Raw genomic sequence first — 21,814 nt, forward strand, 5'->3', positions numbered from 1 at the left:
CCTAGTGGGTTGATCCACTTCCCTGTAGGTTGCGCGTGTGACGGATCGGCCGATTGCCCGCACCCGCGACGAGGCTCTCGTGTACCTCGACCTGAACCCCTGCGCGTGCGGCTCGATGGAGACCGAGTGGGACAGCGGCGTGGTCAGCGTCCAAGGCGCGCTGGCCACGTGTTACTCGGGCGTCTGCGAAGGCTGCGGCGCCGAGCGGGAGCACCTGTTCTCGCTGCCCGCGCGGGAGGTCCTGCCGGTCGGCTGGCCGACGTTCGGCGGGCCGGAGCCGTCCGAGCTGCTCGACGCGGGGGAGTGGATGTGGCTCGCCGACCTCACGGCCGGCAACGTCCCCGACGACCCGGAGGACGGCCGCAGGGCGCTGTCGATGGCCCGCGCGGCCGTGGAGGAAGTGCTCAAGTTCATCCCCGAGGGGCAGGAAGACGTCCCGGCCGGCGCGTTCTGGTCCGCGCGCGGGCGGGAGGTGCGCGCCGCCGAGCCGCCGCGGTTCCGCCGCGACCGGCTGACGGTCGTCCGCGACACCTACCGCGACCTCGCCGCCCGCTGAGACCCGTGCCCGCCGCGGCGGTCAGGGCGTGTCCTGCTCCGCGGGCGGCGGCTGATCCTCGTGCCCGGCGAGCGACCGGCGGCGGTGGTCCCTGGGGCTGAGGCCGTACGCGGTGCGGAACGCGCGGCTGAACTCGGCCCCGTTCCTGAAGCCCCAGCGGGTGCCGATCTCGCCGATCGGCTGGTCGCCCAGCCGCGGGTCGGCGAGGTCGGCGTGGCACCGTTCGAGCCGGCGCCGGCGGATGGTGGCGCTGACGGTTTCGCGCTGCTGCTCGAACAGCGCGTGCAGGGTGCGTACGGAGATGTGGTGGTGCGCGGCGATGCTCGACGGCCCCAGATCGGCGTCGCCAAGATGCTGGTCGATGAAGGCGTCGATCCGCGCGGCCAGGATCCGCTGCCGGCTCTCGACCGGCAGTTGGCGGCCGGCGTCGATCCGCGCGGCCAGGAAGGCGGCGGCCAGGTCCACGCCGATGGTGCCGAGACGGGGCAACTCGGCAGGGTGGCAACCGTCGGCGTGCTCCAGCAGGCCGGTGAGGTAGCGGGAAAGCAACGCCCCTGAGCCGGTGGCCGCCCGGAGCCTGGTGGCCAGCAGCCGCTCCATCTGGCCGCTGGTCAGCGGCAGCGCATCGCGTGGCAGGAACAGCAGCGTCACCCGGGTCGGCCGGTCCGTGCCGAGGAACTCGGTCACGTACGGGGAGGAGGTGTCGAACAAGCCCATGTCACCGGCTTGCAACAAGGATTCGTTGCCGTGCTGTCGCAGCCGGTTCGCGTTGTTGTGCAGCAGAAAGAGCTCGTAGCCTTCGGGATCGTGCCGGCTGATGTGGGCCGGGGTGCGCCGGCCCTTCAGCGGCGACATCGTGAAGTCGCCCACCCGCACATGCGACAGGTCGATGGACCGCACCCGGCCGTGGAAGTCCTCGGCGTGCTCGCTGGACAGCGCTGTGGGGACGACCTCGTGCGCGGCGATGTGCGCCCACCACTCCAGGCGATCCTTCTTCGGGATCGCGTCGGTGGACAGAGAGACCACCGGGCTCGGTCTGACCGTGCGGTGGATCCAGGAACTCCGGTACGGGTGATCGCACACCGCGTCTACGCTGTCGGCCACCGTCCAAGGGTCCACAAGCCTGGCCCTGGCCGCAAGACCAACAGCGCGTCAACTCGCCGCCCGCAATCGATGGAGAGCCCGAACGCTCTGTCTGACCCCTACCTTCGGGGCCGTGACCGCCGAACAGGTCGAGGGAGGTGCAGGACGCCGCCGCGCAGCGGCCCGCGGCCTGCGCTCGTGGCGTTGCGGCCGAGGATGACGAGCCCGCCGGCCAGCTGTTCCACCTCCGCAGCGACAGTCGGCGGGAGCCCGGAGGCGACGTGTTCTTCGTCGGGGCCGTACTCCCGGCTCCAGGCGTCACTCATCGGCGGCGTCACGGCGGGTGTGGTCGGTGAGCTGCCGGATCTTGGCCGGCGCCGAGCTCACCTGCTGCCGGTCGCGGCTCTCGGCGACCTGTTCCTCCAACGCCGCCAGGCGTGCGGCGAGCGAGGGCTGGCGGCGGATTGCCATGAAAGTCCTGCAGGCGGCGACGGCGGCCTGCTCGGCCGTGGCCTCGACCGGAACGCCGAACACATCGGCTGGGTGCTCTTCCGGGACGAGGACGTCGAGCAGGTCGGCCCGCCCTCGACGTCGTGCACCCCGGGCCGCAGTCCTCCAAGGTCCGCAGTGCGCAAGGCCGGGTGCCGCACGGCCCGCGGCGCCCGGCCCATGGCGATCCAGGTCGCGGCCGGCCCGTGCCGGGTCGAGCATCACGGAGCGGCTCCGGCCCGTGTGGCGCTCAGGAACACCACGCGCGCCCGGCAGGGGCGTTCAGGAGTGGACGGCGCGGATCTCCGTCACGGTGAACGCGTCGACGATGTGCCGGTTCTGCACCAGGAACCCCACCACTCCCGCCACCGCCTCCACGCCCAGAGCGGCTGTCACCCGTGCGCTCAGAAGGTAGACCAGCGGCGTCGACGGCTGGGTCAGAGTGAGCCCGCGGTCGTGGCGGTGCACGTCCTGCAACGCCCTGATGGGGATCGGCCGCTCGGTGGTGAACCACGCCGCGACCTCCCATTGCGGATGTGCCGGATCGGCGTCGGCACAGGCGTGATAACAGGCGACGCAGCCATGGCCGGCATGCCGCCCATGCGGGCAAGTCCATTGGGCGATCTCGGCCGGGCTCTGGTCGTGGGCGCTCAGGACGGCCGCTTCGGTGACGCGGCGGCGCGCCGGCTGTGGCCGGTCCTCCGGCGGAGAGGCAAAGTCGCTGCTGATGATCGGATCCCTTCCCGGCTGCATCCCAACACGTCGGAGCCTAGCGGCGGCGGCCTGTGGGACCGGTCGAGGGCTTGATGATCGCGGTCCAGTGTCTGCACCCACCGTTCCATGATGGAGTTCATGCGCGGCATCTGGATGCCGGTGAGTACGGTCTGGATACCGACTTTGGCGAGGATCTCGTCCATGAGTGCGGTGAACTTGCCGTCACGGTCTCGAATCAGGAACGGGGCCCGGCAGCCCGTATGGCGTGCTCGATGACTGCGCCGGCAGTTTCGCCATCCGGCCGAGGCGCCGGTCCACCTGTTGATCGAGTGGCTCATCGCTCGCGACCGGCCCGGCCGGGACGAGTGGTCCCGGCTCGGGCGTGCGTTCGTCAGAGGGCGCGGCGCGGGCCCGCCTGGGCGCGGATGGCGGTGGTCGCGGCGTTCAGTTCCTGCTCGTCCTTGATGGTGCGGTTCTCCTCGTACGTGACCCCGGGTGGCGGGGCGTCGTGGCCGAGCGGGTCGGCGTCCCAGAAGTTGCCCCGGTAGACGACGTTCTCCAGCGGCGGGCCCACGTGCAGCACCGCCGTGTTGTCGGCGCGCGCGACGACGTTCTCCTCCACCCGCACCCAGGAGGCGCCGTAGTCGGTGTAGAGCCCGAAGTTGTACGGCGTGCGGGTGTCCTCGATGACGTTGCCCAGCACCAGCGCCCCGTCGTCATGGGAACCGCCCTGCGGCCCCGACACGTACACGCCGCCGCCGTCGGCCAGCACCTGCATGGTGTCGACGGTCCTGTTGCGGACGATCCGGGTGCCCTCGCCGGGCCCGGCGGTGATCCCGCAGTGCGGCACGTCCCTGACCTCGTTGTGCGCGACGACGCACCCGGACGTCCCCATCACCGCGATGCCCGGCGATCCCGGATATTCGAGTCCGACGCCGCGCACCAGGTTGTCCTCGATCAGCGTGCCCCGGCTGCCCGTCACCACGACGGCCCCCGCCGAGAGCGTGTCGAAGTCACAGCCGCGCACGACGTGCCCCTCGCCGCCGGACACCCCCAGCCCGGACGCCCCCAGCCTGGTGAACCGGCACCCCTCGATCACCACGTCCGAGCAGTCCTCGAACGTGACGCAGGCGGGAATCGTCACGGAAGCCGTGGGATACGTCACGGACGCCCCCTCGCCCAGCTCCGCCACGCCGACGCCGCCGCCCTCGTAGAAGCCGCTGCCGTGATAGTGCACGAAGCCCTCGGGACGGCTCGGGCGCAGCCAGGTCGCCTCGGCGAACGTCAGCCCGCGGAAGGTCACCCGCCGCGCGCCGGACCCGCGTACCAGGGTCTCCAGCGCGGGGGCGACCACCCGCGTACGGGCCGGGTCCTCGCCGGGACGCGGCAGGTAGCGCAGCACGTGGTGGCCCGGACGTGAGCGGTCGAGCACGAAAGTGCCCGGCTCGCGCAGGAAGCTCGGGTCGTTCTCGATCCTGGTGGGCAGGCCGGGGCCCGCGGAGGTGGTGCCCTCCCAGGTGGAGTTGTACAGCTCGGCGGCCCATCCGAAGGCGGGCGTCGCCATGGTGATCACGGTCCGGTCGCCGTCCTGGGCGACGTCCGCGACGGGCAGGCGGCCCTCGGTCCACGGGTACACGCCGCGGTGGACGAACTCCACGTCGCGCGGGCTGGTCCAGGCCAGCGGCGCGGCGCTGTCGGTGACGTAGCCGGTGGCGGTCGCGGCCGGGGACGAACCGGGCAGTCCCTCGATCCCGGCCCGGGCGGCGCGGCGGCCGTCCACGTAGAGCTGGCGGGTCTCCAGGTCGCCGACGTCGGCCAGCCAGACGCCGTCGCGCACCTGCCAGCCGGTGATCGTCCGGCCACCGCTCAGGACGGCCTCCTCCTGGTCGGGGGTGCCGTGGCCGTACGCCTGGTAGACGGTGCCCGAGTCGGCCTCGGTGAGCTCCAGAGGCTCGCCCAGCACGTGGACGCCGCGCCTGAGGTGGACCACGGACTCCCCGCCGGACTCCCCGGCGGCCTCCCGGGCGCGTTCCAGGGTGGCGAAGGGGCGTTCGAGGGAGCCGGGCCAGGAGTCGTCCCCGCCGGGTGCGACATGGAAGTGGAACACAGGTATCCCCTTTGCTGTTTATGGTGTACACGGAGTAATACACCATAAACGAGGGAGGTGCCAATGACGCGAGGTGTGGCGGGGGACCCGGACCACGGGGTCGAGCTGCTGTGGCGGGACGCGGAACGTGAGCCGCGGCCCGGCCTCAGCCTGGGCCGGATCGTGCGGGCCGCGGTCGAGCTGGCCGACGCCGAGGGCCTGGAAGGGTTGTCGATGCGCAAGGTCGCCGACCGGTTGGGCTTCACGACCATGTCCCTCTACCGCCACGTGCCCGGCCGCGACCAGCTCGTGGACCTGATGCGCGACGAGGTGCTGGGCGAAGCCCTCGTCACCGCCTCGGACGGCCCGGACGCCGCCTCGGACGGCCCGGACGCCGCCTCGGACGGCCCGGACGCCGCCTCGGACGGCCCGGACGCCGCCTCGGACGCCGATGGTGGCTGGCGGGGGCGGCTGGAGGAGGCGGCCCGGCGGGCGTGGGAGCTCCGCATGCGGCACCCGTGGCTGGCCGAGGTGCGCGGCTCCCGCCACCTGCCGGGCCCGAACGCGGTCGCCCATTACGACCACATGCTCGGCGCGCTGACCGGCACCGCGCTGCGGCCGTCCGAGGTGGTCGCGGTGGTCGGCCTGCTAGGCCGGTTCGTGGACGCCGAGGCGCTGCTCCTGGCCGAGACCCGGCGCGAGGAACGCCGCAGCGGCGTGTCGGAGGAGGAGTGGTGGGGCGCCCGCGGCTCCCTGTACGAACGCCTCGACCGCTATCCCGCCCTCTCGCGCCTGTGGGAGACGGGCGGCTGGGACGATCCGGAGGACTCCTTCACGTTCGGCCTGCGCCGCCTCCTGGACGGCGTCGAGATGCTGATCCGAGAGCGTGACGAAAGCCGTGACGAAAGATGCCCTGAGTGCGGCACACTCCTGCAAACCGCCCCCTCGGGCCGCCCTCGCGTCTACTGCTCGCGGGCCTGCCAACAACGCGCCTACCGCAAGCGCAGGTCGGCCGACTGACCCGACCCGGCGGGCCTGTGCGGTGCCAAGACGCGAATACCGTTGCTGACCTGGGCGTTCGTAGAGCGATCAGGCTGCTCTTCGGTCAGGACCTTGCGCAGGTGCCGCTCGACAGGGATGAGCAGGTAGTGGCGGCACTCACGGCGTAGCGTTCCTGCGAAACCGTTCGGTGGCGGAGCCGCCGGAGGCTCTCAGCCGATCAGGTTGTAGGCGGCGGCCACACTCAGGTAGGCGAGCGCGGCGAGGACCACGACGGTGCAGTGAACCCGCCCGGCCAGGGTCCACCAGCCCTTGACCCAGGCCAGCCCGGCGGTGACCAGCGTCACGCCGGCCCCGGCCGCGGCCAGGACGGGCAGTGTGGTGATGGTCGTGAACAACGGGCTGCCGCCCAGGAAGAACTCGGCCTGGTTGGCGTCGAAGTCGGCGAACATCGCCACGAGCGATCCGGCGGAGGCCGTGACGAGCACCGCCGTGATCCACGCGGGCAGCCCGGCCAGGCGTGGCCCGCGAACCGGCCGCCGGCGCGCCGTCCGCCCGCCTCCGGCGGCAACCCCGAAAGCACCCGCGGGTGCGGATCCGCCGCCGGCCCCGCCGGCCCCGCCGGACCTGCCGGACCTGCCGGACCTGCGGCGTCGCGCGAGGCGGACGGCATGCGCGAGGGGTCCGCCCACAGCCGACAGCAGCAGCACGGTCAGGCTCACGCCGAGCACGCCGAGATGAAAGGTGGGCGACTGGTACCAGGCCAGGCGCTCCAGCGGCCCCGCCGGGTTCTCCGTGGCCAGCAGGCCGTCAGGACGGAACCGGATGGTGCGGTAGCCGTTCTTCTCGCGGAACAGGGCGGGGGCGATCTGGGTCCACTGGCGGCTCTCAGCGGGGCCGAGCGCGACCGCGCCGGTGGTGGTCAGGAGGTCGTCGCCGGCCGCGCTGACCGTCACGGTGCTGGTGAGCGAGCTGAGCTTGCCCAGGTCGGTCATGTCGGCGGCCAGGGCCGTACGGTAGGTGCCGGTGTACTGGGCGACGTCGGGCAGCGGCCCCGGCGTGCCGTCCGCCGGGGCGGGGGCCGGGGCGAAGCGGTCGGCGAAGGCGTCGACCAGGGACCAGGCGGAGTCGGGGCCGCGCTTGCCGATGCCGTTGTAGGAGGCGTAGACGCCGATGCCCCGGTCGGGGATCAGCGCCATGATCGCGAAGTAGCCGGGAATGTTGCCCCGGTGCACCAGCAGGCGCCGGCCGTTCCTGGTGTACTCCTGGAAGCCGTACCCCATGCCGGCGGTGCCCTCGGCGTTGCCGAAGTGGCGGCTCTGCATGAGCCGCACGCTGTCCGGCCTGAGTATCCCCCCGCCGCCGGTCAGCTGGGCCAGCATGAACGCGGCCATGTCGGTGGCGGTGGAGCGGAAGCCGGCTCCGTGCGGCGGCATGTGCCCGTATTTGGCCCCTTCTGCCCGGACCTGGTGGCCGTCCTGGAGGCGGTAACCGGGGGCCAGCGCCGGGGCGACGGGGCCGGGTTCGGGCTGGGCCATGCTGGAGTGCGTCATGCCGAGCGGGCGGAAGATGTTCTCCTGCACGTACTGGTGGAAGGGCAGGCCCGAGCGCACCTCGACCAGGTAGCCGGCCAGGCCCATCCCGTAGTTGGAGTAGACGGCCCTGGCGCCGGGCGGCCGGATCCGGGGCGGCTGGTGGTCGGCGAGGTGGGCGCCGAGCGGGTGCACATCACGGGCGGTGGCCGCGCCGGTGCCGAAGTCACCGCCGGCGAACCCGGCGGTGTGGGTCAGCAGGTTCGCCATGGTGACCGGCCGGCCCGGGTAGGCGTCGTCGATCTTGAACGTGGTGAGGTATTGGTTGACGTCGGCGTTCAGGTCGATCCGGCCCCGTTCGACGAGCTGCATGACGGCGGTGGCGGTGATCAGCTTGGCCACCGACGCGGGGGCGAAGACGGTCCGCTCGGCGTCCACGGGACGGCCGGTCTCCACCTCGGCGACGCCGTACCCCTGGGCGAAGACCCGACGGCCGCCCGCCACGACGGCGATCGCCGCCCCGGGGATGTGGTGCTCCTTGAGCTGGCGGGGCACATAGGCGTCGGCGAACTGCCGTGCCGACCGTGCCGGATCGGCCGCGGTCGCGGCGGCCGGGGCGCTCACTGCCAGCAGCGGCGCCGCGACCATCAGCGAGCACATGAGGGCACGCCAGCGGGATGATTTGCGTTCGAGCAGCATGAGCTGCTCTCCTTTCTGTGGGAGCACGTACGCGTCAAAGGCACGCCGTCACGGCGTGGTCGTGCGGTTCCGCCGTCCGGGGGTGAGTTGCCGCTCGCCCCCGGACCTGTGTCACAGGCTCGTCAGTCGACGCTGAGCAGGATCCTCTCCATCGCCGCGACCTTCTCCGTCAGCTCGCCCAGCCTGGCCTGCACCTCACCCTGCCGCTGCACGGCCTGCTCGGCCAGCTCGCGATATCTGGCCATCTCGGCTGCCAGCACGTCGGTGCGGTGCCGTTCGAACCGGAAGTAGAACGCCATGCAGGCCGAGATCGCGCCGAACAGAATCAGCACGACCACGATGGGGATCACGATGGAACCGATGTCGATCACTGCGGGGTCTCCTGCACCTGATGGGGTCCTTCCTCGTCGTCCGCGCGCAGAGCCGCGAGGACGGTGTCGATCGTCAGGGTGAGCTCGAAGGGCAGCAGCTCGATGTACTTCATCGCCTTGCCGTCGGCCGACAGCTCCAGCCGCCCTTCGATCAGCCCCGCCTTCTCCAGCCGCTCCAGATGCATGTAGAGCAGCGCACGGGACACCTTGATCCGGCGGGCCAGCTCGCTGACGTGGATCCGGCCGCCGGCGAGCTCGGCGAGGATCTGCAACCTGAGTGGATGCCCGACCGCGCCGAGCAGGCGGAGCAACTCTTCGCTGGTCGGCATGTCGTCCTCGGGGAGGGTCTGTCTTGCACCTGTTAGTTCAGTCTTACAGGTGCAAGTGTACGCGTCAAACCAGGGACGCTGAGGTCGGCCACGTCGTGGAAGGGCTGCGTTGCGAGGTCCGGAGGGCGTTGTCGCCGGTCAGGGCGGCCTTGCGCTGAAGTGGGCCGAAGCTCGAACCGAGCAGGTCCAGCGTGTCCGCGGCCTCGGCGCAGCCGGACGACTCGGCGAAGATCTCGGTGGCGCCGACGCCGCGCAGGAGCCCGGCCAGCTCGCGGCTCAGGGCGGCGGCACGCTCGTCGTCGGCTTCCAGCTGCGTGCGGAGTTCGGCGAGCAGTTCGCTCTCGGCGAGCTCCCTGCTGGGCGAGCGCGTCCCGTCGGCGAGGCGGACGATCAGCGCGCTGAGGATGTTCGTGCCCAGGCCACCCGTCGACGAGATCAGCTCGGGGACGGCCTGACCGGTCGCCACGCTCACGATGACGGGCGCGGCGCATGCCTGTGCGCAAGTATGCGCTGTGGCAGGGGACGGGGATGCCCTTCGATCACACTGATCGCTGTCACCGGACGCCGTTACGGCATGTGCCGGCCAGGGCCTGGCGCCGGGCGGCGGCTTTGCGGTAGCTCCAGGCGTTGCCGGTGAGGACGCGTTCGAGTCGGTGGGGAGGACGACCGGTCAGAACTTGCCGGGCTCGAACCTTCGGACGAAGACGTAGGTGTCGGATCGGCTGACCAGCTCTATCACTCTTCTGCGCGGGTGCTCCAGCATGGTGACCTTCACGCATTTCAGCGTGACCCTGCGCCGGCCGAGGAGCGCGTCGTAGGAGAGGTACATCTTGTCGAAGCCCCGGTTGTTCCTCATCCCGACGCCCAGCTGTGTGCGGAACGTCCTCGATCCCGGCGGGTTGAACGGTTTGGCGGCCACGATCGCGTCGGTGGCCTCGGCGGGGCAGCGTACGAGCACGCGAACGTAACTGTCCTGACGCGGGCGACGCGGCCTGATCTTGACCCCCGTCCAATTGCCGATCCCCGCCGGCGCCGCGGGCCGGCCCGCCGCTCCCTCCGGGTTGGTCTGGTCATCGGCACTGTCGCCCTCCTCCACCGGAGGGTCGGGCATCGGCAGGACGGGCGCGGCGGCCGCGATCGTGCAGGGACTTGCGACAAGGGCCGCGAGCAGGCCGAATGTCGCCACAACCCTCATGATCTCCCTCTCGACGGGCACGTGAAGCGATTGACGATGGGAGGGGAGTATCCCCAGTATGCGGGCGAGCCCGGGCAAAGAAGGGGATGCCACGCCGTTCACCAGGTGTTCGACGGTTCCGGGCGAGTCCGCGCCGGTTGCCGGCGACAGATCTTCTTGGAGGTGAGCGTCGCGCCGATGCGGGCGTAGAAGCGTTGCGCGGCGACGTTGGCTTCGGTCACCTCCCAGCGGATCACCTTGCCGTCGGCGGCTTCAGCCGCGGCTTGCATCAGCCGTTTGCCCACGCCGTCGCCGCGTTCGGCGCCGGTCACGTACAGGTCGTCCAGGGCGAGGTAGTCCTGGCCGGACCAGAAGCTGATGCGCTCCAGCCAGGAGACGTAGCCGACGGCCCGGCCGCTCCGCTCGGCGAGCAGGTAGGTGACCTCCGGGCGGGCGAGCATCCGCTCCAGATCCTCGACGCCTACGGTGATGGCCGAGGACTGGCCCTGGTGTTCGGCCAGACCGCGAATGAGGTCGTGCACGATGGCGGCGTCTTCGGGCGTGGCACGACGGATCGTCGTCACAGTGATCCTTTCCGGTCGGGTGTTGCGGCGGGGCGGTGTGTTTCAGGCCGCTCGCCGACTGCTGGGCGAGCTTCGTCGTGGGCGGGGGAGTTGCCGGCGTGTTGACAAGCCGTAGCGCCGGCGAGCGGGCGGTCCTCGCTCACTGAGAGCCGGTTTGCGCCGTGGGTGACGGGCGGCCGGGCGTTACCAGCGCTGCGACGACCGCGCCGCCCGCCGATGCGATCGCGGCCACGGTGAATCCGCTGGTGAAGCCGTTCAACGTGGTCCCGGCCAGGCTCGCGGCTGCGACGCTGGAGATGACGGCGGCTCCGATGGACGCGCCGAACTCGTGGAAGGTGCTCACGATGCCGGAGGCGATCCCGGCCTCGTGGGGCGCCACTTGACCGAGCGCGGTCGCCGAGGCGATGACGAACATCGCGCCGGTGCCCGCCGCCGCGACGGCCACGCCCGCCACGACGCTGACGACGTTCGTCGAGAAGGCCGGTACGGCCATGCCGATCGCCGCGACCGTCAGACCCGCGACGGCCAGGGCGCGCCCGCCCCACCGGCCGAGCAGACGCCCGGTCAGGTTGGCGCCGAGCATCGTCGCCGGCGCGACCGGCAGGAACAGCAGCCCGGCCTGCAGCGCGCCGTAGCCCAGGGCGTGCTGGAAGTAGAAGGTTCCCAGGAAGAACACCGCGATCATCAGCGCCGTGGCCATCAGGATGAGGAAGGCCCCGACCGCCACGGGACGCCGGGCGAGCAGTCGCACGTCCATCAGGGGTGAACGCGCCCGCCTCTGCCACAGCGCGAACAGCAGGTAGCCCACGGCAGCCACGAGCACGAGCACCCCGGTGAGGGCGCTGAGCCACCCTCGCTCACCGGCGGCGATGAGGGCGTAGATCAACGACGCGCCGGCGGACGTCGCCAGGATCGCACCAAGTACGTCGAGCCGGGGCCGGGACGCGGGCGAAGGCGTACGCGCCGGGAGGAGTACGGCGAGGACCACGGCGATCACCAGGCCGATGGGCACGTTGACGTGGAACACCCACGACCATCCCGGACCGGCGGTGAGCAGGCCGCCGAGGAGCACACCGAGCGCGGCGCCGCCGCCGCCGAGCGCGGACCAGACCCCCAGGGCCTTGTTCCGCTCCTCTCCGTCGAACAGGGCGACCACCAGCGACAGCGCCGCGGGCGACAGCAGCGCGGCCCCGACGCCCTGGGCCACCCGACCGGCGAGCAGCATGCCCGCCGACCCGGCCAACCCTGTGACCAGCGATGCCACGGTGAACAGCAACAGGCCGGTGATCACGATCCGCTTGGCGCCCAGCAGGTCCGTGATGCGGCCGCCGAGCAGCATGAGGCCGCCGAAGGTGAGCGTGTACGCGCTGACCGTCCAGGTCAGGGCCTCGCGACCGAGGGCGAGGTCCGTCTCCATGTGAGGCAGCGCGATGGCGACGACGGTGACGTCAAGGATCAGCATGAGCTGGGCCACGCCGAGGAAGCCGAGGATGCGCCACCGGGCCGGGAGCGGCTCGCGGAGCTCTGCCTGGTGCAATGCAGGACGGGTCATCAGATCCTCCAGCCGATAACTCGTATGTCGATATACGAGTTCTGCTGGTCACTATAAGCCGTATACGCGCATACGAGATAGGCTGGGGGCATGGCTGCACCTCCTGCGCGCTCCAGGCGCCGTGCCGATGCCGAGCGCAGCATCGCCCGCATCGTGTCCGCGGCACGCGAACTGATGCGCTCGGACCCGCATGCGACCACCGACGACATCGCCCGCGCTGCCGGCGTCGGGCGGATGACCCTGTACGGGCACTTCCGGACCCGGGCCGACCTCATCGAGGCGGCACTCGTCGAGGCACTGCGAGACGGTGACGAGCTCCTGGCCTCCGTCGACCTGACGGGCGACGCGCGCGAAGCCATGGGCCGCCTGCTGGCGTCCAGCTGGGAACTGGTGGCCGAATCAGCGGCCCTGCTGGCCGCGGCCGAAGGAGTCCTTCCCGCGGGACGGGTCCGAGACCTGCACGCTGAACCCGCCCAGCGCATGGCCGACCTCGTCCACCGTGGCCAGGATCAAGGCGTCTTCCGTACCGACCTGCCCGCCGCCTGGCTGGTCAGCCTCACCCACTACATCCTGCACGGCGCGGCGAACGAGGTACGCCAAGGACGCCTGGCCCGTGACGATGCCGCCGACACGGTCACGAAGTCCATCCAGTCGGTACTGGCCGCCTGAGGCGGGAGCCTGGTTCCGGGGTGAGGTGGCGGACTCACCGCATGCGTGGCCTGGGCAAGATTCAGAGCAGTTGTGCTTGCACGAATCCGGCGAGCAGCACAGCGAAGCCGCCGATTTCGCCCACGATGAGCGCCGCCATGAACGCCGTTGTGCCGCGGACGGGATGGCGGAACTGATTGCCGGTGTCCCGGCGCCAACCGTGCAGGACATAGCTCACGATCGCCGCGACGAAGAACACCACGACGACTCCCGCCGCGACGAGATCAACTGCCTCAGGCCAGCCGCTCAGCTCGACGAAGACAGCGATCAGCAGGGTCGCGAACGAATACAGCAATGCGGCACGATGTGCGATGTCCACATAGGGGTGAGCCCTGTGGCGCTCCGAGTGGATCATCTGCCGGTATTTCCATACGCCCAGCACCAGGGCCGCCATGAAGATCAGTCCTGCCAGCAGCAGCACGACGATGGTGTCGTCCCCCAGAGGCACGGCGCTACGCATGACGGGCCTCCGGGAAGAGGCTCGGTGGCGAGGCCGGCTCTGACCCGTCGTGAGAAACGGCGAGTCCGCCGCCTGAGGCGACCGGTGTGACCGTTCTGGCCGACCGTGCTCTGTACCGTCCGATGAGACGGACCGGCAGGTGGCGTTCCTCATTCTCTGCCGGGAGAGGGAAGGGTGCGTCGGCGAAGCGCTGCCCCTTCTGGCCGGCAGCTGACCACTGCGCCGGGTGTGCCACGCCCTTGGGGCGGATCGTCTGATGCAGGCGCAGACGCACCCCCTGCGGGTCTCCGGGCGAACCGGCCGTTGCCGATGCTCGTCCCTCTCTCAGCGCTTCTCGCGGTGCCACGCCCCACCACCTTCCCAATAACTCGAACATGTATGTTCGAGTTATTGGAGCCTATCTGACTCTCCGGCGCAGGGGTGACAGCTAAGGGCTTCCGCACCGAACCCTGCGAGATCGACGGCCGGGCCCTGTTCGACCCGGTCATCCGCCGCCGGCCGCGCCGCCCGGTAACTGGCTGCGGAAATCACTGCCCAGCTCCCGTGCTGTTGCCGGAGCGTTCACCGGCTTCACCGTCCCGGCTCATCACCTGGTGCCCCGCTTCCTCGAGGACGCTGATGGCCTGTTGTTTCCTCGGCTTGGGAACCAGGACAAGGTCGGCATGGAAAGTCGAGGCTACGAATACCGGGATCGCCGCCTCCGCCAGCGGCTTGACGATCGCGGACAGCATTCCGGGAATGTCCAGGCCATGTGCTGTGGCGCCTCCGTAGAAGCCGATCCACTGCTCCGCCGCGTCCACGCCTCTGGCCTCGCGGACCACGGTCAGCCCTTCCGGGGCGCGGACGAGCACCAGCCAATCGTCCTCGGGCACCCCTTCGTGCGGCAGATGCTCGACGGCGAAAGCGGGAGACATGATGCTGAGATGCTGGGCGGTGGATGCGTTCATGGGCATGTGTCTATCAGGCACCCTTTATTTCGACCCCTGTCTATCTTGACGAACATCTAAGTAGCGTGAGATCGTCATGCCTGATTCGACATAGGTCGAAGTGTTGACGGTCTCGACCTCACACCGGCAGAAGGGAAACCATCATGACGACGGACCAGACCAGTGGCGGCTTCATCGGCGACCTGGCAGAGGCTTTCGCGCCGCCCGCCGCCGGTGGCTGCTGCGGAGCTCCCGCCGCCTCCGCGGCCAGGGGCACGGCCGAGCAGGCGGAAGCAGCCGCCAACGCCTGCTGTGGCAGCACGGCCGCCGCCCAGCAGGCCGCTCAGGCCGGTTGCTGCGGTCAGGCCCCAGCCGCCACCCCAGCCGCCACCGGCTGCTGCGGATGACCTCCACCATGCCGGACCTCCCTCAGGCGCCCGGCCTGGCCACCGCCGTGGAGCGGGTGTCGGCGGCGCGGATGCTCGCCACGGTGCGCGAGCTGGCTCGCGACCACTACGCCGGGCGGCGCGTGGACACGCCCGGAGGTCGCGCCGCCGCCGCATGGCTCGCCGAGCGGCTGCGCGAGCTGGGCGCCGAGGTCGAACTCGACTCCTTCCCCGTTGCCGACGTGCGGGAGCTGTATGCCACCCCGGTGCTCGAATGGAGCGCAGGCAGCGAGGTGCTGCGCCTGGAGCACCGCCGCGACTTCGTCGAGCACCTCGCCACCGCCGACCTGCCGACCCCGCACACCGCGCCGCTGGCCGCCGCCTCCGAGGCCGACCTGCACGGCCGGTGGGTCCTGGCCGAGGACGGGGACTGGGCGCAGGCGTGCGAACGAGCCGAGGCCCACGGCGCGGCCGGAGTGCTGACCGCGCGCGGCGCCGACGCCGAGGGGTGGATGCCCAAGATGATCGCCGGACCGGCCCCGCGCGCCGTCCCGATCATCGCCCTTCGCGCCGACCGGCACGCCCACCTTGCCGACGCCCTGGCCGCCGCCAAGGTGCAGGTGACCGCGTCGATGCCGCTCCGGCAGATCTCCACGGACGGCCACAACGTCCACGCCCGCTTCTCCCACGCCGGGGGAGAAGGGAGCGGGCCGCGCGTCCTGCTGGCCGCGCACTACGACGGCGTCGGCGACGACCCCGGCATGCGGCTGCCCGCGGCCGCCGACAACGCCTCCGGTGTGGCCGCCGTCCTGGAGGCCGCCCGCGTCCTGACGGCGGGCCCGGCCGTCCGGGCCGAGTTGTCGGTGGTCTTCCTGGACGCCGAGGAGGCCGGGGCATGGGGCTCGGCCCACCACGCGCCCGCGCTGCCGTCCGACACACTGGTGATCAACCTCGACGGCGCCGCACACCTGCACCACGCCGCCTCGGTCGAGGCCGGGGGACCCGCCCACGCCCTGCTGGCCACCCTGGACCAGGCCGCCCGCCTGACCGGCGTGCCCCTCCGAGCGGGCGCGATGGCCTCCGACAACCGCCGCTACGCCACCGCCGGCCTGGCCGCGATCGGCATCGGCATGGGCATGCCCGGCTACCAGACCCCCGCCGAAACCCCCGACCGCGTCGAACCGGACACACTCATGGCGGCGGCGAGGCTGCTGGTCGCCGCCGTAGGGCTGCTGGCCGCCCGGACCTCAGTCTGATCAGGCCCATGGCCTAACCAGTGACGTCGAGTTCGGCGTACATGCCGGCCGAATAGTGGCCCGGGAAGTTGCACAGCAGTTCGTATCGGCCCGGTCGCAGTGTCAACGTGGTCCAGCTCGTGGATCCAGGAGCTATGCCGTTCCCGGCGCCCGCCCCACACGTACGGGACGCCTCGCCGAGGCTACCCGCCTCGCTGACGCGCCCGTCCGAACCGGTCACCCGCTGTCCCGGCGCGTGCCCCGCCGGGAGCGGCAGCACGACGACCTCGTGGGCGAGGACCCCCTCGTTGTACGCACGCAGCGAAACCTTGCCGGCTGGAACGCTTGAAGGCGTGGCCGTCAGTCTCATCCGCGTGCCATGCGGCCCTGAGCCGTCCGGGCCTTGGGTGCCGGGCATCATGCCACCCGGACCAGGAGTCCCGTACGATCCGGGACCACGAGGGCCAGGGTGAGGGCCAGGGCCCACCATGCCTGATCCCATCTCCGCGAGGGACACATCCACCACATGCCCTTGAAGCGGTGGCGCAGTGCACGCAGGCTGCTGACGTGGCGTGACCGCCGCACCCAACGCGGCTCCTCCCAAGCCGAGGTTCGCGCACATGACGGCGCTCATCGCTGTGTAACTGATCTTGTGCAGCCGCATGCTCGGCACCTCCGTCGCTCCGCCTCCGCTTGAGGCCGGCCCTCCTGAGGCTCTGGGTGAGGACACCTCACCCAGGTCCCCCTGCCCCGACGGAGCCATGGCATGCCCACACCCACATCCAGTTCGTGGCCGCCTTCGCCCGCCAGAACGAGCGAATCCGAGTCAGCCAGGCAGCAACCCGCCGAGCAACTTCTCCACTTGGCAGCGGATGTCGTCGCGGATTGCTCGGACGGCGTCGATGCCCTGTCCGGCTGGGTCGTCGAGCTTCCAGTCCTCGTACCGCTTGCCGGGGAAGATCGGGCAGGCGTCGCCGCAGCCCATGGTGATGACCACGTCGGAGGCTTGGACCGCGTCGACGGACAGGACCTTGGGGCGGGCGGTGGTGATGTCGATGCCGACCTCGGCCATGGCCTCGACGGCGACCGGGTTGACCTGGTCGGCCGGGGCGGAACCGGCCGAGCGGACCTCGACGCGGTCGCCTGCCAGGTGGGTGAGCCAGCCGGCGGCCATCTGGGAGCGTCCGGCGTTGTGCACGCACACGAACAGGACGCTGGGCTTGTCAGGCATGCTTGGGCTCCTTGGTGAACAGGCGGCGGCCGGCCAGGCTGACGTAGACCAGGGCGACCAGGACGGGAACCTCGATGAGCGGGCCGACCACTCCGGCCAGCGCCTGGCCGGAGGTGACGCCGAAGACGCCGACCGCGACCGCGATGGCCAGCTCGAAGTTGTTGCCGGCGGCGGTGAAGGCCAGGGTGGTGGAGCGCTCGTAGCCCAGGCCGATCAGCTTGCCGGCCAGGAACGACCCGCCCCACATGAGCGCGAAGTAGGCCAGCAGCGGCAGCGCGATGCGCGCGACGTCGCCGGGCTGGGCGGTGATGGTGCCGCCTTGCAGGGCGAACAGGATGACGATGGTGAACAGCAGCCCGTACAGGGCCAGCGGGCCGACGCGGGGCAGGAAGCGGCTTTCGTACCAGTCCCGGCCGCGGGCGCGTTCGCCGAGCTTGCGGGACAGGTATCCGGCGGTCAGCGGGATGCCGAGGAAGATGAGCACGTACTGGGCGATGTCCCAGGCCGAGACCTGAAGTGCGGACTGGGCGAGGCCGAGCCAGCCGGGCAGCACCTGCAGGTAGAACCAGCCCAGCGCGCCGAACGCGACCACCTGGAAGACCGAGTTGAGCGCCACCAGCACGGCGGCGGCCTCGCGGTCGCCGCAGGCCAGGTCGTTCCAGATGAGGACCATGGCGATGCAGCGGGCGAGCCCGACGATGATCAGGCCGGTGCGGTACTCGGGCAGGTCGGGCAGGAAGGTCCAGGCCAGCGCGAACATGACGGCCGGGCCGAGCACCCAGTTCAGCACCAGCGAGGAGAGCAGCAGGCGGCGGTCACCGGTGACGGAGCCCAGACGGTCGTAGCGGACCTTGGCCAGCACCGGGTACATCATCAGCAGCAGTCCGAGGGCGATCGGCAGGGAGATGTCGCCGATCTTCACCGCGTCCAGCGCGGTGTTCAGCCCCGGGACGAGCCGTCCGAGCAGCAGTCCGGCGGCCATGGCCGCGATGATCCACACCGGCAGGAACCGGTCGAGCGTGGACAGGCCGGCGATGACGCCCTGCGCAGGTGCGGTGGAAGAGGACATCGCGCCGCTTCTCAGACGGTCGCGGGCACGTCGAGCAGGGCCGACAGCTCGCCCAGCGTCTCGGGCACCAGCCGGTAGTACACCCAGGAGGCGCGCCGCTCCGAGGTCAGCAGCCCGACCTCCTTGAGCACCTTCAGGTGGTGGCTGATGGTCGGCTGGGACAGCTCGAACGCGCCGGTGATGTCGCACACGCACACCTCGCCGCCGGCGCGGCTGGCCACGATGGACAGGATGCGCAGCCGTACCGGGTCGCCCAGCGCCTTGAACACCCGCGCCACCCCGGCCGCCTGTTCGGCGTCCAGGGGCTCGCGCATCAGCGGCGGGCTGCACTCCAAGAGCTCCAGAGGTTCCACATCTTCTCCGTATAGACAGGCGTCGAAATCGATCCCTCTCTATATTGGCATATATCAAAGCCAGGAAGGGCCCGGCGGAGCTTGGGGGAGATCTCGTACGGCGAAGGGCGCAACGCGGCTCCAGCCGAACGGTAGTCCGCGAACCGCCGTCCCGAGCGGCGACTCAGACCCCGGTCAAGGTGCTGCGGCGCTCGATCAGCAGCACGTCCCGCCAGAGGCCGCGGTGACAGCCGACGCGTTCGCGGGTGCCGACCACCCGGAAACCGAGGCCCTGGTGCAGGGCCAGGCTGGCGGCATTCTCGGGGAAGATGCCGGACTGGATCGTCCAGACGCCGGCGTCCTCGGCGGCGGCGACGAACGCCCCCAGCAGCGCCCGGCCGATGCCGTGAGCCTGGCAGCCGGGGTGGACGTAGACGCTGTGCTCGACCACTCCGGCGTAGACCGGGCGGGACGACACCGCCGAGGCGGCCACCCAGCCGAGCACCTCGCCGGAGTCGCTGTCGGTCGCCACGTACCGCAGCTGCGGCAACCGGCTCGCGGCGAACCCCTCCCAGCTGGGCGCGGTGGTCTCGAAACTGGCCTGGCCGGTGTCCAGCCCGGCCTGGTAGATGGCCAGCACCTCGGCGGCGTCGCCCTCGCGCATCGGCCGGATCTCCAGGCCGGGCCCGATGACGGGCTTGACGGCCTGGACGATGGCCGACTGCACCCCGTCGCCGTGATCGGCGGCCGGCGTGATCGTGACGGCGACGAAGCCGGCCGCGACGAGCAGATCCCGGTACTCCTGCACGGTGAGCGATCCGGCGGCGCAGCCGATGCGCTGCCCGTCCCGCTGCCGCGCCTGCTCGTCGAGCACCTGGGCGGTGACGACGTCGCTGATCCCGAACCGGCCCCCCGGTCGCAGCACCCGGAACGCCTCCGCCAGCACCGCCGCCTTGTCGTCGGACAGGTTGAGCACGCAGTTGGAGATGACCACGTCCACCGTGTGGCCGGGCGGGATCGCTTCGATCGTCCCGTGCAGGAACTGCATGTTGGCGACACCCGCCTGTTCGGCGTAGGCGGCAGAGTCGCGGTCGGCGATGCGCTGCCCGCTGAGCGCGTTGCGGGCCAGGGCGGAGTAGTGGTCGACGATCTCGTCGTGCGCCATGGGATCTCCTCAGTCGCAGACCGGTGCGGCCGGCACGGGGTTGCCCATCACCACGTCGGCGGCGGTGGGGAAACAGCTCACGCAGGCTTCGTTGATCCGGTACAGGCTGGACGTGCCTTGCTTGTCGACCAGTACGAACCGCACGTCGGCCAGGATCTTCAGGTGGTGCGAGACGGTGGACTGGCCTACCCCGGAAGCGGTCACGATCTCGCCCACGCTCATCGGCGCTCGCCTCCGCGCAAGCAGCGACACGATCTGGATCCGAGTGGCGTCGGCCAGGGCCTTGAACCAGCTCGCATACTGCTCGGCCTCGGCGCGCGGCAGAGGCCCCTCAGTTTCGTTCATCGAACATCGACGATAGTCGATTTATGGCGAGCATGGAAGCCTCTCATGGCACACGCCGCGAACACCGGCTCGCTGGACGCGACCCGCTCGCCGCGCCTGCCGTCGCGACTTGGAGTCCCCGACGCCGTCCCCCACCACGATCAGGCGGCGCTCGGTCAACGCCGACACCTCGGCCTTGATCAGGGACGGCAGCCCGGCCCAACGGCTTGCGGGCGCACTGCACGGACGAGGATCTGAGCAGGGCCGGACAGGGAGTCGAGGGGACGCCATCGGGTCCGAGGTCGATCAGGCCGTTTCCGGTGACGCCTCGGGCGGCAAGTTCGAGCTGCGCGGGCCGACGTGGGGTGCTCGCCGCGATCCAGGCAGGTGGCGAGGCGATGTCCTCGCATGTGGAACCGCCGCGCAGGCGGACAGCCTTGGCGCGGATGCAGGCGCCGGCGGAGCTGACCTTCGGAGAGTGGCGGCCCCGGAGGGAGCCGGTGCCCACGACGAACCGAGGGGCGCAGGCCGCGCGAGAGCGGCGAGAGGCCCCGGCCGGCGCTGACTGGTCGGGGCCTCTTCCTGACGCGGACGTCACCTACCGCTGTAGACGGGGAACACGCTGGAGTCGCCGTAGTCCTGGGCGTGCAGGTTCTTCAGGGTGTCCATGTCCGCCTCGGAGATCTCGAAGTCGACCTCGGCGTTGGAGCGCATGTGCTCCGGGTTGGAGGTCTTGGGCAGGGACACGGTGCCCAGCTGCAGCGTGTAGCGGATGCACAGCTGCGGGACGGTGACGCCGTACTTCTCCGCCATCGCCACCAGCTCGGCGTTCTTCAGGATCTCGCCGTGCGCGATGGGCGAGTAGGCCTCGACGAGGATCTGCCTGTCCTCGCAGTACGCCAGGAGCTCGGTGGGCGTGTTCCCGGCGTGCACCAGCAGCTGGTTGACGTGCGGTGTGACGGTCGCGCCCCGCAGGATGATCTCCAGGTCCCGCTGCAGGAAGTTCGAGACGCCGATCGAGCGGATCCTGCCCGCCTGGTGCGCCTCCTCGAGCGCGCGCCAGGCCTGCCGGTTGCCCTCGGCGTAGTCGTCGCCGCGGAAGTCGTCCCACGGCTGCGGACTGTGGATCAGCATCAGGTCGACGTAGTCGAGCCCGAGCTTCTCCAGCGACCCGTCGATCGCGGCGACAGCCCGGTCGTGGTCCTTGATCTCCGCGGCCAGCTTCGTGGACACGAACAGCTCGTCGCGGGGTACGCCCGCCGTGCGCACGCCCTCGCCGACGCCGCGCTCGTTGCCGTAGGCCTGCGCGGTGTCGATGTTGCGGTAGCCGATCCCGACCGCCTCGCGGACGGCCCCGGCTGCCTTGTCGTCGTCGATGAACCAGGTGCCGAGGCCGAGCCTGGGGATCTGGACGCCGTTCGACAGGGTGTAGGTCTCGTTCAGGATGGTCATGCGCTCGTTCCGTTCTTCGGCGGCGAGCCGTATTCCTCGTCGGTGACGGGCTCGAGCCATTCGTTGCCGAGGTTCTCGCCAGGGGTGATGAAGGCGACGTGGGAGAACCACGCGTCGGCCGTCGCCCCGTGCCAATGCTTGGTGCCGGCCGGGACGCGGATCACCGTTCCCGGCTCCATGCTGACCGGGTCCTCGCCCTCGGCCTGGTACCAGCCCGACCCGGCGGTGCACATCAGGATCTGGTCCCCGCCGCCGTCGGCCGGCGGGGCCAGGTAGCTCTGGCCGATGAAGCGCCGCGCGTAGGCGTCGTTGGGCTCTCCGAGCGGGAAGATCTGGTCGAACTGGATGTCAGCCACTC

26 protein-coding genes are annotated in these 21,814 nt (G+C 70.9%); 5 read left to right on the forward strand and 21 right to left on the reverse strand.

Annotation, left to right across the window (positions count from 1 at the left end; all coding sequences use genetic code 11):
* Positions 1-37: 37 nt before the first annotated feature.
* The gene (locus AB0J46_RS37670; protein ID WP_364339106.1) at positions 38-556 is read left to right on the forward strand and encodes a hypothetical protein; all 519 of its coding nucleotides are present in this window, start codon (positions 38-40) and stop codon (positions 554-556) included.
* A 21-nt stretch (positions 557-577) separates the two neighbouring features.
* Here AB0J46_RS37670 and AB0J46_RS37675 read toward each other — a convergent pair whose 3' ends face one another.
* From AB0J46_RS37675 to AB0J46_RS37690, 4 genes are all read right to left on the reverse strand, one after another.
* Positions 578-1,660, reverse strand: coding sequence for a helix-turn-helix domain-containing protein (locus tag AB0J46_RS37675; protein ID WP_364339108.1), 1,083 nt, complete (start codon positions 1,658-1,660; stop codon positions 578-580).
* A gap of 297 nt (positions 1,661-1,957) precedes the next feature.
* A complete protein-coding gene (locus tag AB0J46_RS37680) occupies positions 1,958-2,173 on the reverse strand; it encodes a hypothetical protein (protein ID WP_364339109.1) in 216 nt (71 codons plus the stop codon).
* Positions 2,174-2,410: 237 nt separating this feature from the next.
* Positions 2,411-2,881 carry a hypothetical protein gene (locus AB0J46_RS37685; protein WP_364339111.1) on the reverse strand — a complete coding sequence of 157 codons (471 nt, stop codon included), beginning with the start codon at positions 2,879-2,881 and terminating at the stop codon, positions 2,411-2,413.
* 352 nt (positions 2,882-3,233) lie between these two features.
* Entirely contained in the window at positions 3,234-4,949 is a 1,716-nt protein-coding gene (locus tag AB0J46_RS37690; RefSeq protein WP_364339113.1) for a right-handed parallel beta-helix repeat-containing protein, read from the reverse strand.
* A 63-nt stretch (positions 4,950-5,012) separates the two neighbouring features.
* Here AB0J46_RS37690 and AB0J46_RS37695 point away from each other — a divergent pair, with 63 nt between their 5' ends.
* A complete protein-coding gene (locus AB0J46_RS37695; protein ID WP_364339115.1) occupies positions 5,013-5,948 on the forward strand; it encodes a TetR/AcrR family transcriptional regulator in 936 nt (311 codons plus the stop codon).
* A gap of 191 nt (positions 5,949-6,139) precedes the next feature.
* Here AB0J46_RS37695 and AB0J46_RS37700 read toward each other — a convergent pair whose 3' ends face one another.
* From AB0J46_RS37700 to AB0J46_RS37730, 7 genes are all read right to left on the reverse strand, one after another.
* Positions 6,140-8,158, reverse strand: coding sequence for a serine hydrolase domain-containing protein (locus AB0J46_RS37700; protein ID WP_364339117.1), 2,019 nt, complete (start codon positions 8,156-8,158; stop codon positions 6,140-6,142).
* 122 nt (positions 8,159-8,280) lie between these two features.
* The gene (locus tag AB0J46_RS37705; RefSeq protein WP_364339119.1) at positions 8,281-8,529 is read right to left on the reverse strand and encodes a hypothetical protein; all 249 of its coding nucleotides are present in this window, start codon (positions 8,527-8,529) and stop codon (positions 8,281-8,283) included.
* A complete protein-coding gene (locus AB0J46_RS37710; protein WP_364339121.1) occupies positions 8,526-8,858 on the reverse strand; it encodes a winged helix-turn-helix domain-containing protein in 333 nt (110 codons plus the stop codon). Before AB0J46_RS37710 ends, AB0J46_RS37705 begins: the two co-directional genes overlap by 4 nt.
* A 64-nt stretch (positions 8,859-8,922) precedes the next feature.
* Positions 8,923-9,324 (reverse strand): hypothetical protein, encoded by a 402-nt coding sequence (locus tag AB0J46_RS37715; protein ID WP_364339123.1) that lies wholly within the window; start codon positions 9,322-9,324, stop codon positions 8,923-8,925.
* Between the two features lie 204 nt (positions 9,325-9,528).
* Entirely contained in the window at positions 9,529-10,074 is a 546-nt protein-coding gene (locus AB0J46_RS37720; protein WP_364339125.1) for a hypothetical protein, read from the reverse strand.
* A gap of 77 nt (positions 10,075-10,151) precedes the next feature.
* Positions 10,152-10,616, reverse strand: coding sequence for a GNAT family N-acetyltransferase (locus AB0J46_RS37725; protein ID WP_364339126.1), 465 nt, complete (start codon positions 10,614-10,616; stop codon positions 10,152-10,154).
* Positions 10,617-10,755: 139 nt separating this feature from the next.
* Entirely contained in the window at positions 10,756-12,168 is a 1,413-nt protein-coding gene (locus AB0J46_RS37730) for an MFS transporter (protein ID WP_364339128.1), read from the reverse strand.
* Between the two features lie 90 nt (positions 12,169-12,258).
* Here AB0J46_RS37730 and AB0J46_RS37735 point away from each other — a divergent pair, with 90 nt between their 5' ends.
* Complete coding sequence (locus tag AB0J46_RS37735) at positions 12,259-12,837, forward strand: helix-turn-helix domain-containing protein (RefSeq protein ID WP_364339130.1); 579 nt, start codon at positions 12,259-12,261, stop codon at positions 12,835-12,837.
* A 61-nt stretch (positions 12,838-12,898) separates the two neighbouring features.
* Here the strand turns inward: AB0J46_RS37735 and AB0J46_RS37740 are convergent, their stop codons facing one another.
* Positions 12,899-13,336: a hypothetical protein gene (locus AB0J46_RS37740; protein ID WP_364339132.1), complete on the reverse strand. Its 438-nt coding sequence runs from the start codon at positions 13,334-13,336 to the stop codon at positions 12,899-12,901.
* Positions 13,337-13,863: 527 nt separating this feature from the next.
* Positions 13,864-14,283: an ACT domain-containing protein gene (locus AB0J46_RS37745; protein ID WP_364339134.1), complete on the reverse strand. Its 420-nt coding sequence runs from the start codon at positions 14,281-14,283 to the stop codon at positions 13,864-13,866.
* A 143-nt stretch (positions 14,284-14,426) separates the two neighbouring features.
* On the opposite strand from AB0J46_RS37745, the gene AB0J46_RS37750 reads away from it, so the two are divergent.
* Together AB0J46_RS37750 and AB0J46_RS37755 are read left to right on the forward strand one after the other, a co-directional pair.
* On the forward strand, positions 14,427-14,669 hold the full coding sequence (locus tag AB0J46_RS37750) for a hypothetical protein (protein ID WP_364339136.1): 243 nt from the start codon (positions 14,427-14,429) through the stop codon (positions 14,667-14,669).
* 8 nt (positions 14,670-14,677) lie between these two features.
* Positions 14,678-15,904, forward strand: coding sequence for a M28 family peptidase (locus tag AB0J46_RS37755; protein ID WP_364339138.1), 1,227 nt, complete (start codon positions 14,678-14,680; stop codon positions 15,902-15,904).
* A gap of 13 nt (positions 15,905-15,917) precedes the next feature.
* Here AB0J46_RS37755 and AB0J46_RS37760 read toward each other — a convergent pair whose 3' ends face one another.
* The 8 genes from AB0J46_RS37760 to AB0J46_RS37795 all read right to left on the reverse strand — a co-directional run bounded on the left by AB0J46_RS37760 (position 15,918) and on the right by AB0J46_RS37795 (position 21,812).
* Positions 15,918-16,646 (reverse strand): sulfocyanin-like copper-binding protein, encoded by a 729-nt coding sequence (locus AB0J46_RS37760; protein WP_364339140.1) that lies wholly within the window; start codon positions 16,644-16,646, stop codon positions 15,918-15,920.
* Positions 16,647-16,709: 63 nt separating this feature from the next.
* The gene (locus AB0J46_RS37765; RefSeq protein ID WP_364339142.1) at positions 16,710-17,114 is read right to left on the reverse strand and encodes an arsenate reductase ArsC; all 405 of its coding nucleotides are present in this window, start codon (positions 17,112-17,114) and stop codon (positions 16,710-16,712) included.
* The gene (gene arsB, locus AB0J46_RS37770; RefSeq protein ID WP_364339144.1) at positions 17,107-18,183 is read right to left on the reverse strand and encodes an ACR3 family arsenite efflux transporter; all 1,077 of its coding nucleotides are present in this window, start codon (positions 18,181-18,183) and stop codon (positions 17,107-17,109) included. The genes AB0J46_RS37765 and arsB overlap by 8 nt, the downstream gene beginning before the upstream one ends.
* A gap of 11 nt (positions 18,184-18,194) precedes the next feature.
* Positions 18,195-18,536 (reverse strand): metalloregulator ArsR/SmtB family transcription factor, encoded by a 342-nt coding sequence (locus AB0J46_RS37775; RefSeq protein WP_229824702.1) that lies wholly within the window; start codon positions 18,534-18,536, stop codon positions 18,195-18,197.
* A 163-nt stretch (positions 18,537-18,699) separates the two neighbouring features.
* Positions 18,700-19,680 (reverse strand): GNAT family N-acetyltransferase, encoded by a 981-nt coding sequence (locus tag AB0J46_RS37780; RefSeq protein WP_364339146.1) that lies wholly within the window; start codon positions 19,678-19,680, stop codon positions 18,700-18,702.
* Positions 19,681-19,689: 9 nt separating this feature from the next.
* Positions 19,690-20,025 (reverse strand): metalloregulator ArsR/SmtB family transcription factor, encoded by a 336-nt coding sequence (locus AB0J46_RS37785; protein WP_364339148.1) that lies wholly within the window; start codon positions 20,023-20,025, stop codon positions 19,690-19,692.
* Between the two features lie 573 nt (positions 20,026-20,598).
* Complete coding sequence (locus tag AB0J46_RS37790) at positions 20,599-21,456, reverse strand: aldo/keto reductase (RefSeq protein ID WP_364339151.1); 858 nt, start codon at positions 21,454-21,456, stop codon at positions 20,599-20,601.
* Complete coding sequence (locus tag AB0J46_RS37795; protein WP_364339153.1) at positions 21,453-21,812, reverse strand: cupin domain-containing protein; 360 nt, start codon at positions 21,810-21,812, stop codon at positions 21,453-21,455. The genes AB0J46_RS37790 and AB0J46_RS37795 overlap by 4 nt, the downstream gene beginning before the upstream one ends.
* Positions 21,813-21,814 lie beyond the last annotated feature (2 nt).

The sequence above is a fragment of the Nonomuraea sp. NPDC049758 genome (assembly GCF_040674635.1).
GTDB lineage: Bacteria > Actinomycetota > Actinomycetes > Streptosporangiales > Streptosporangiaceae > Nonomuraea.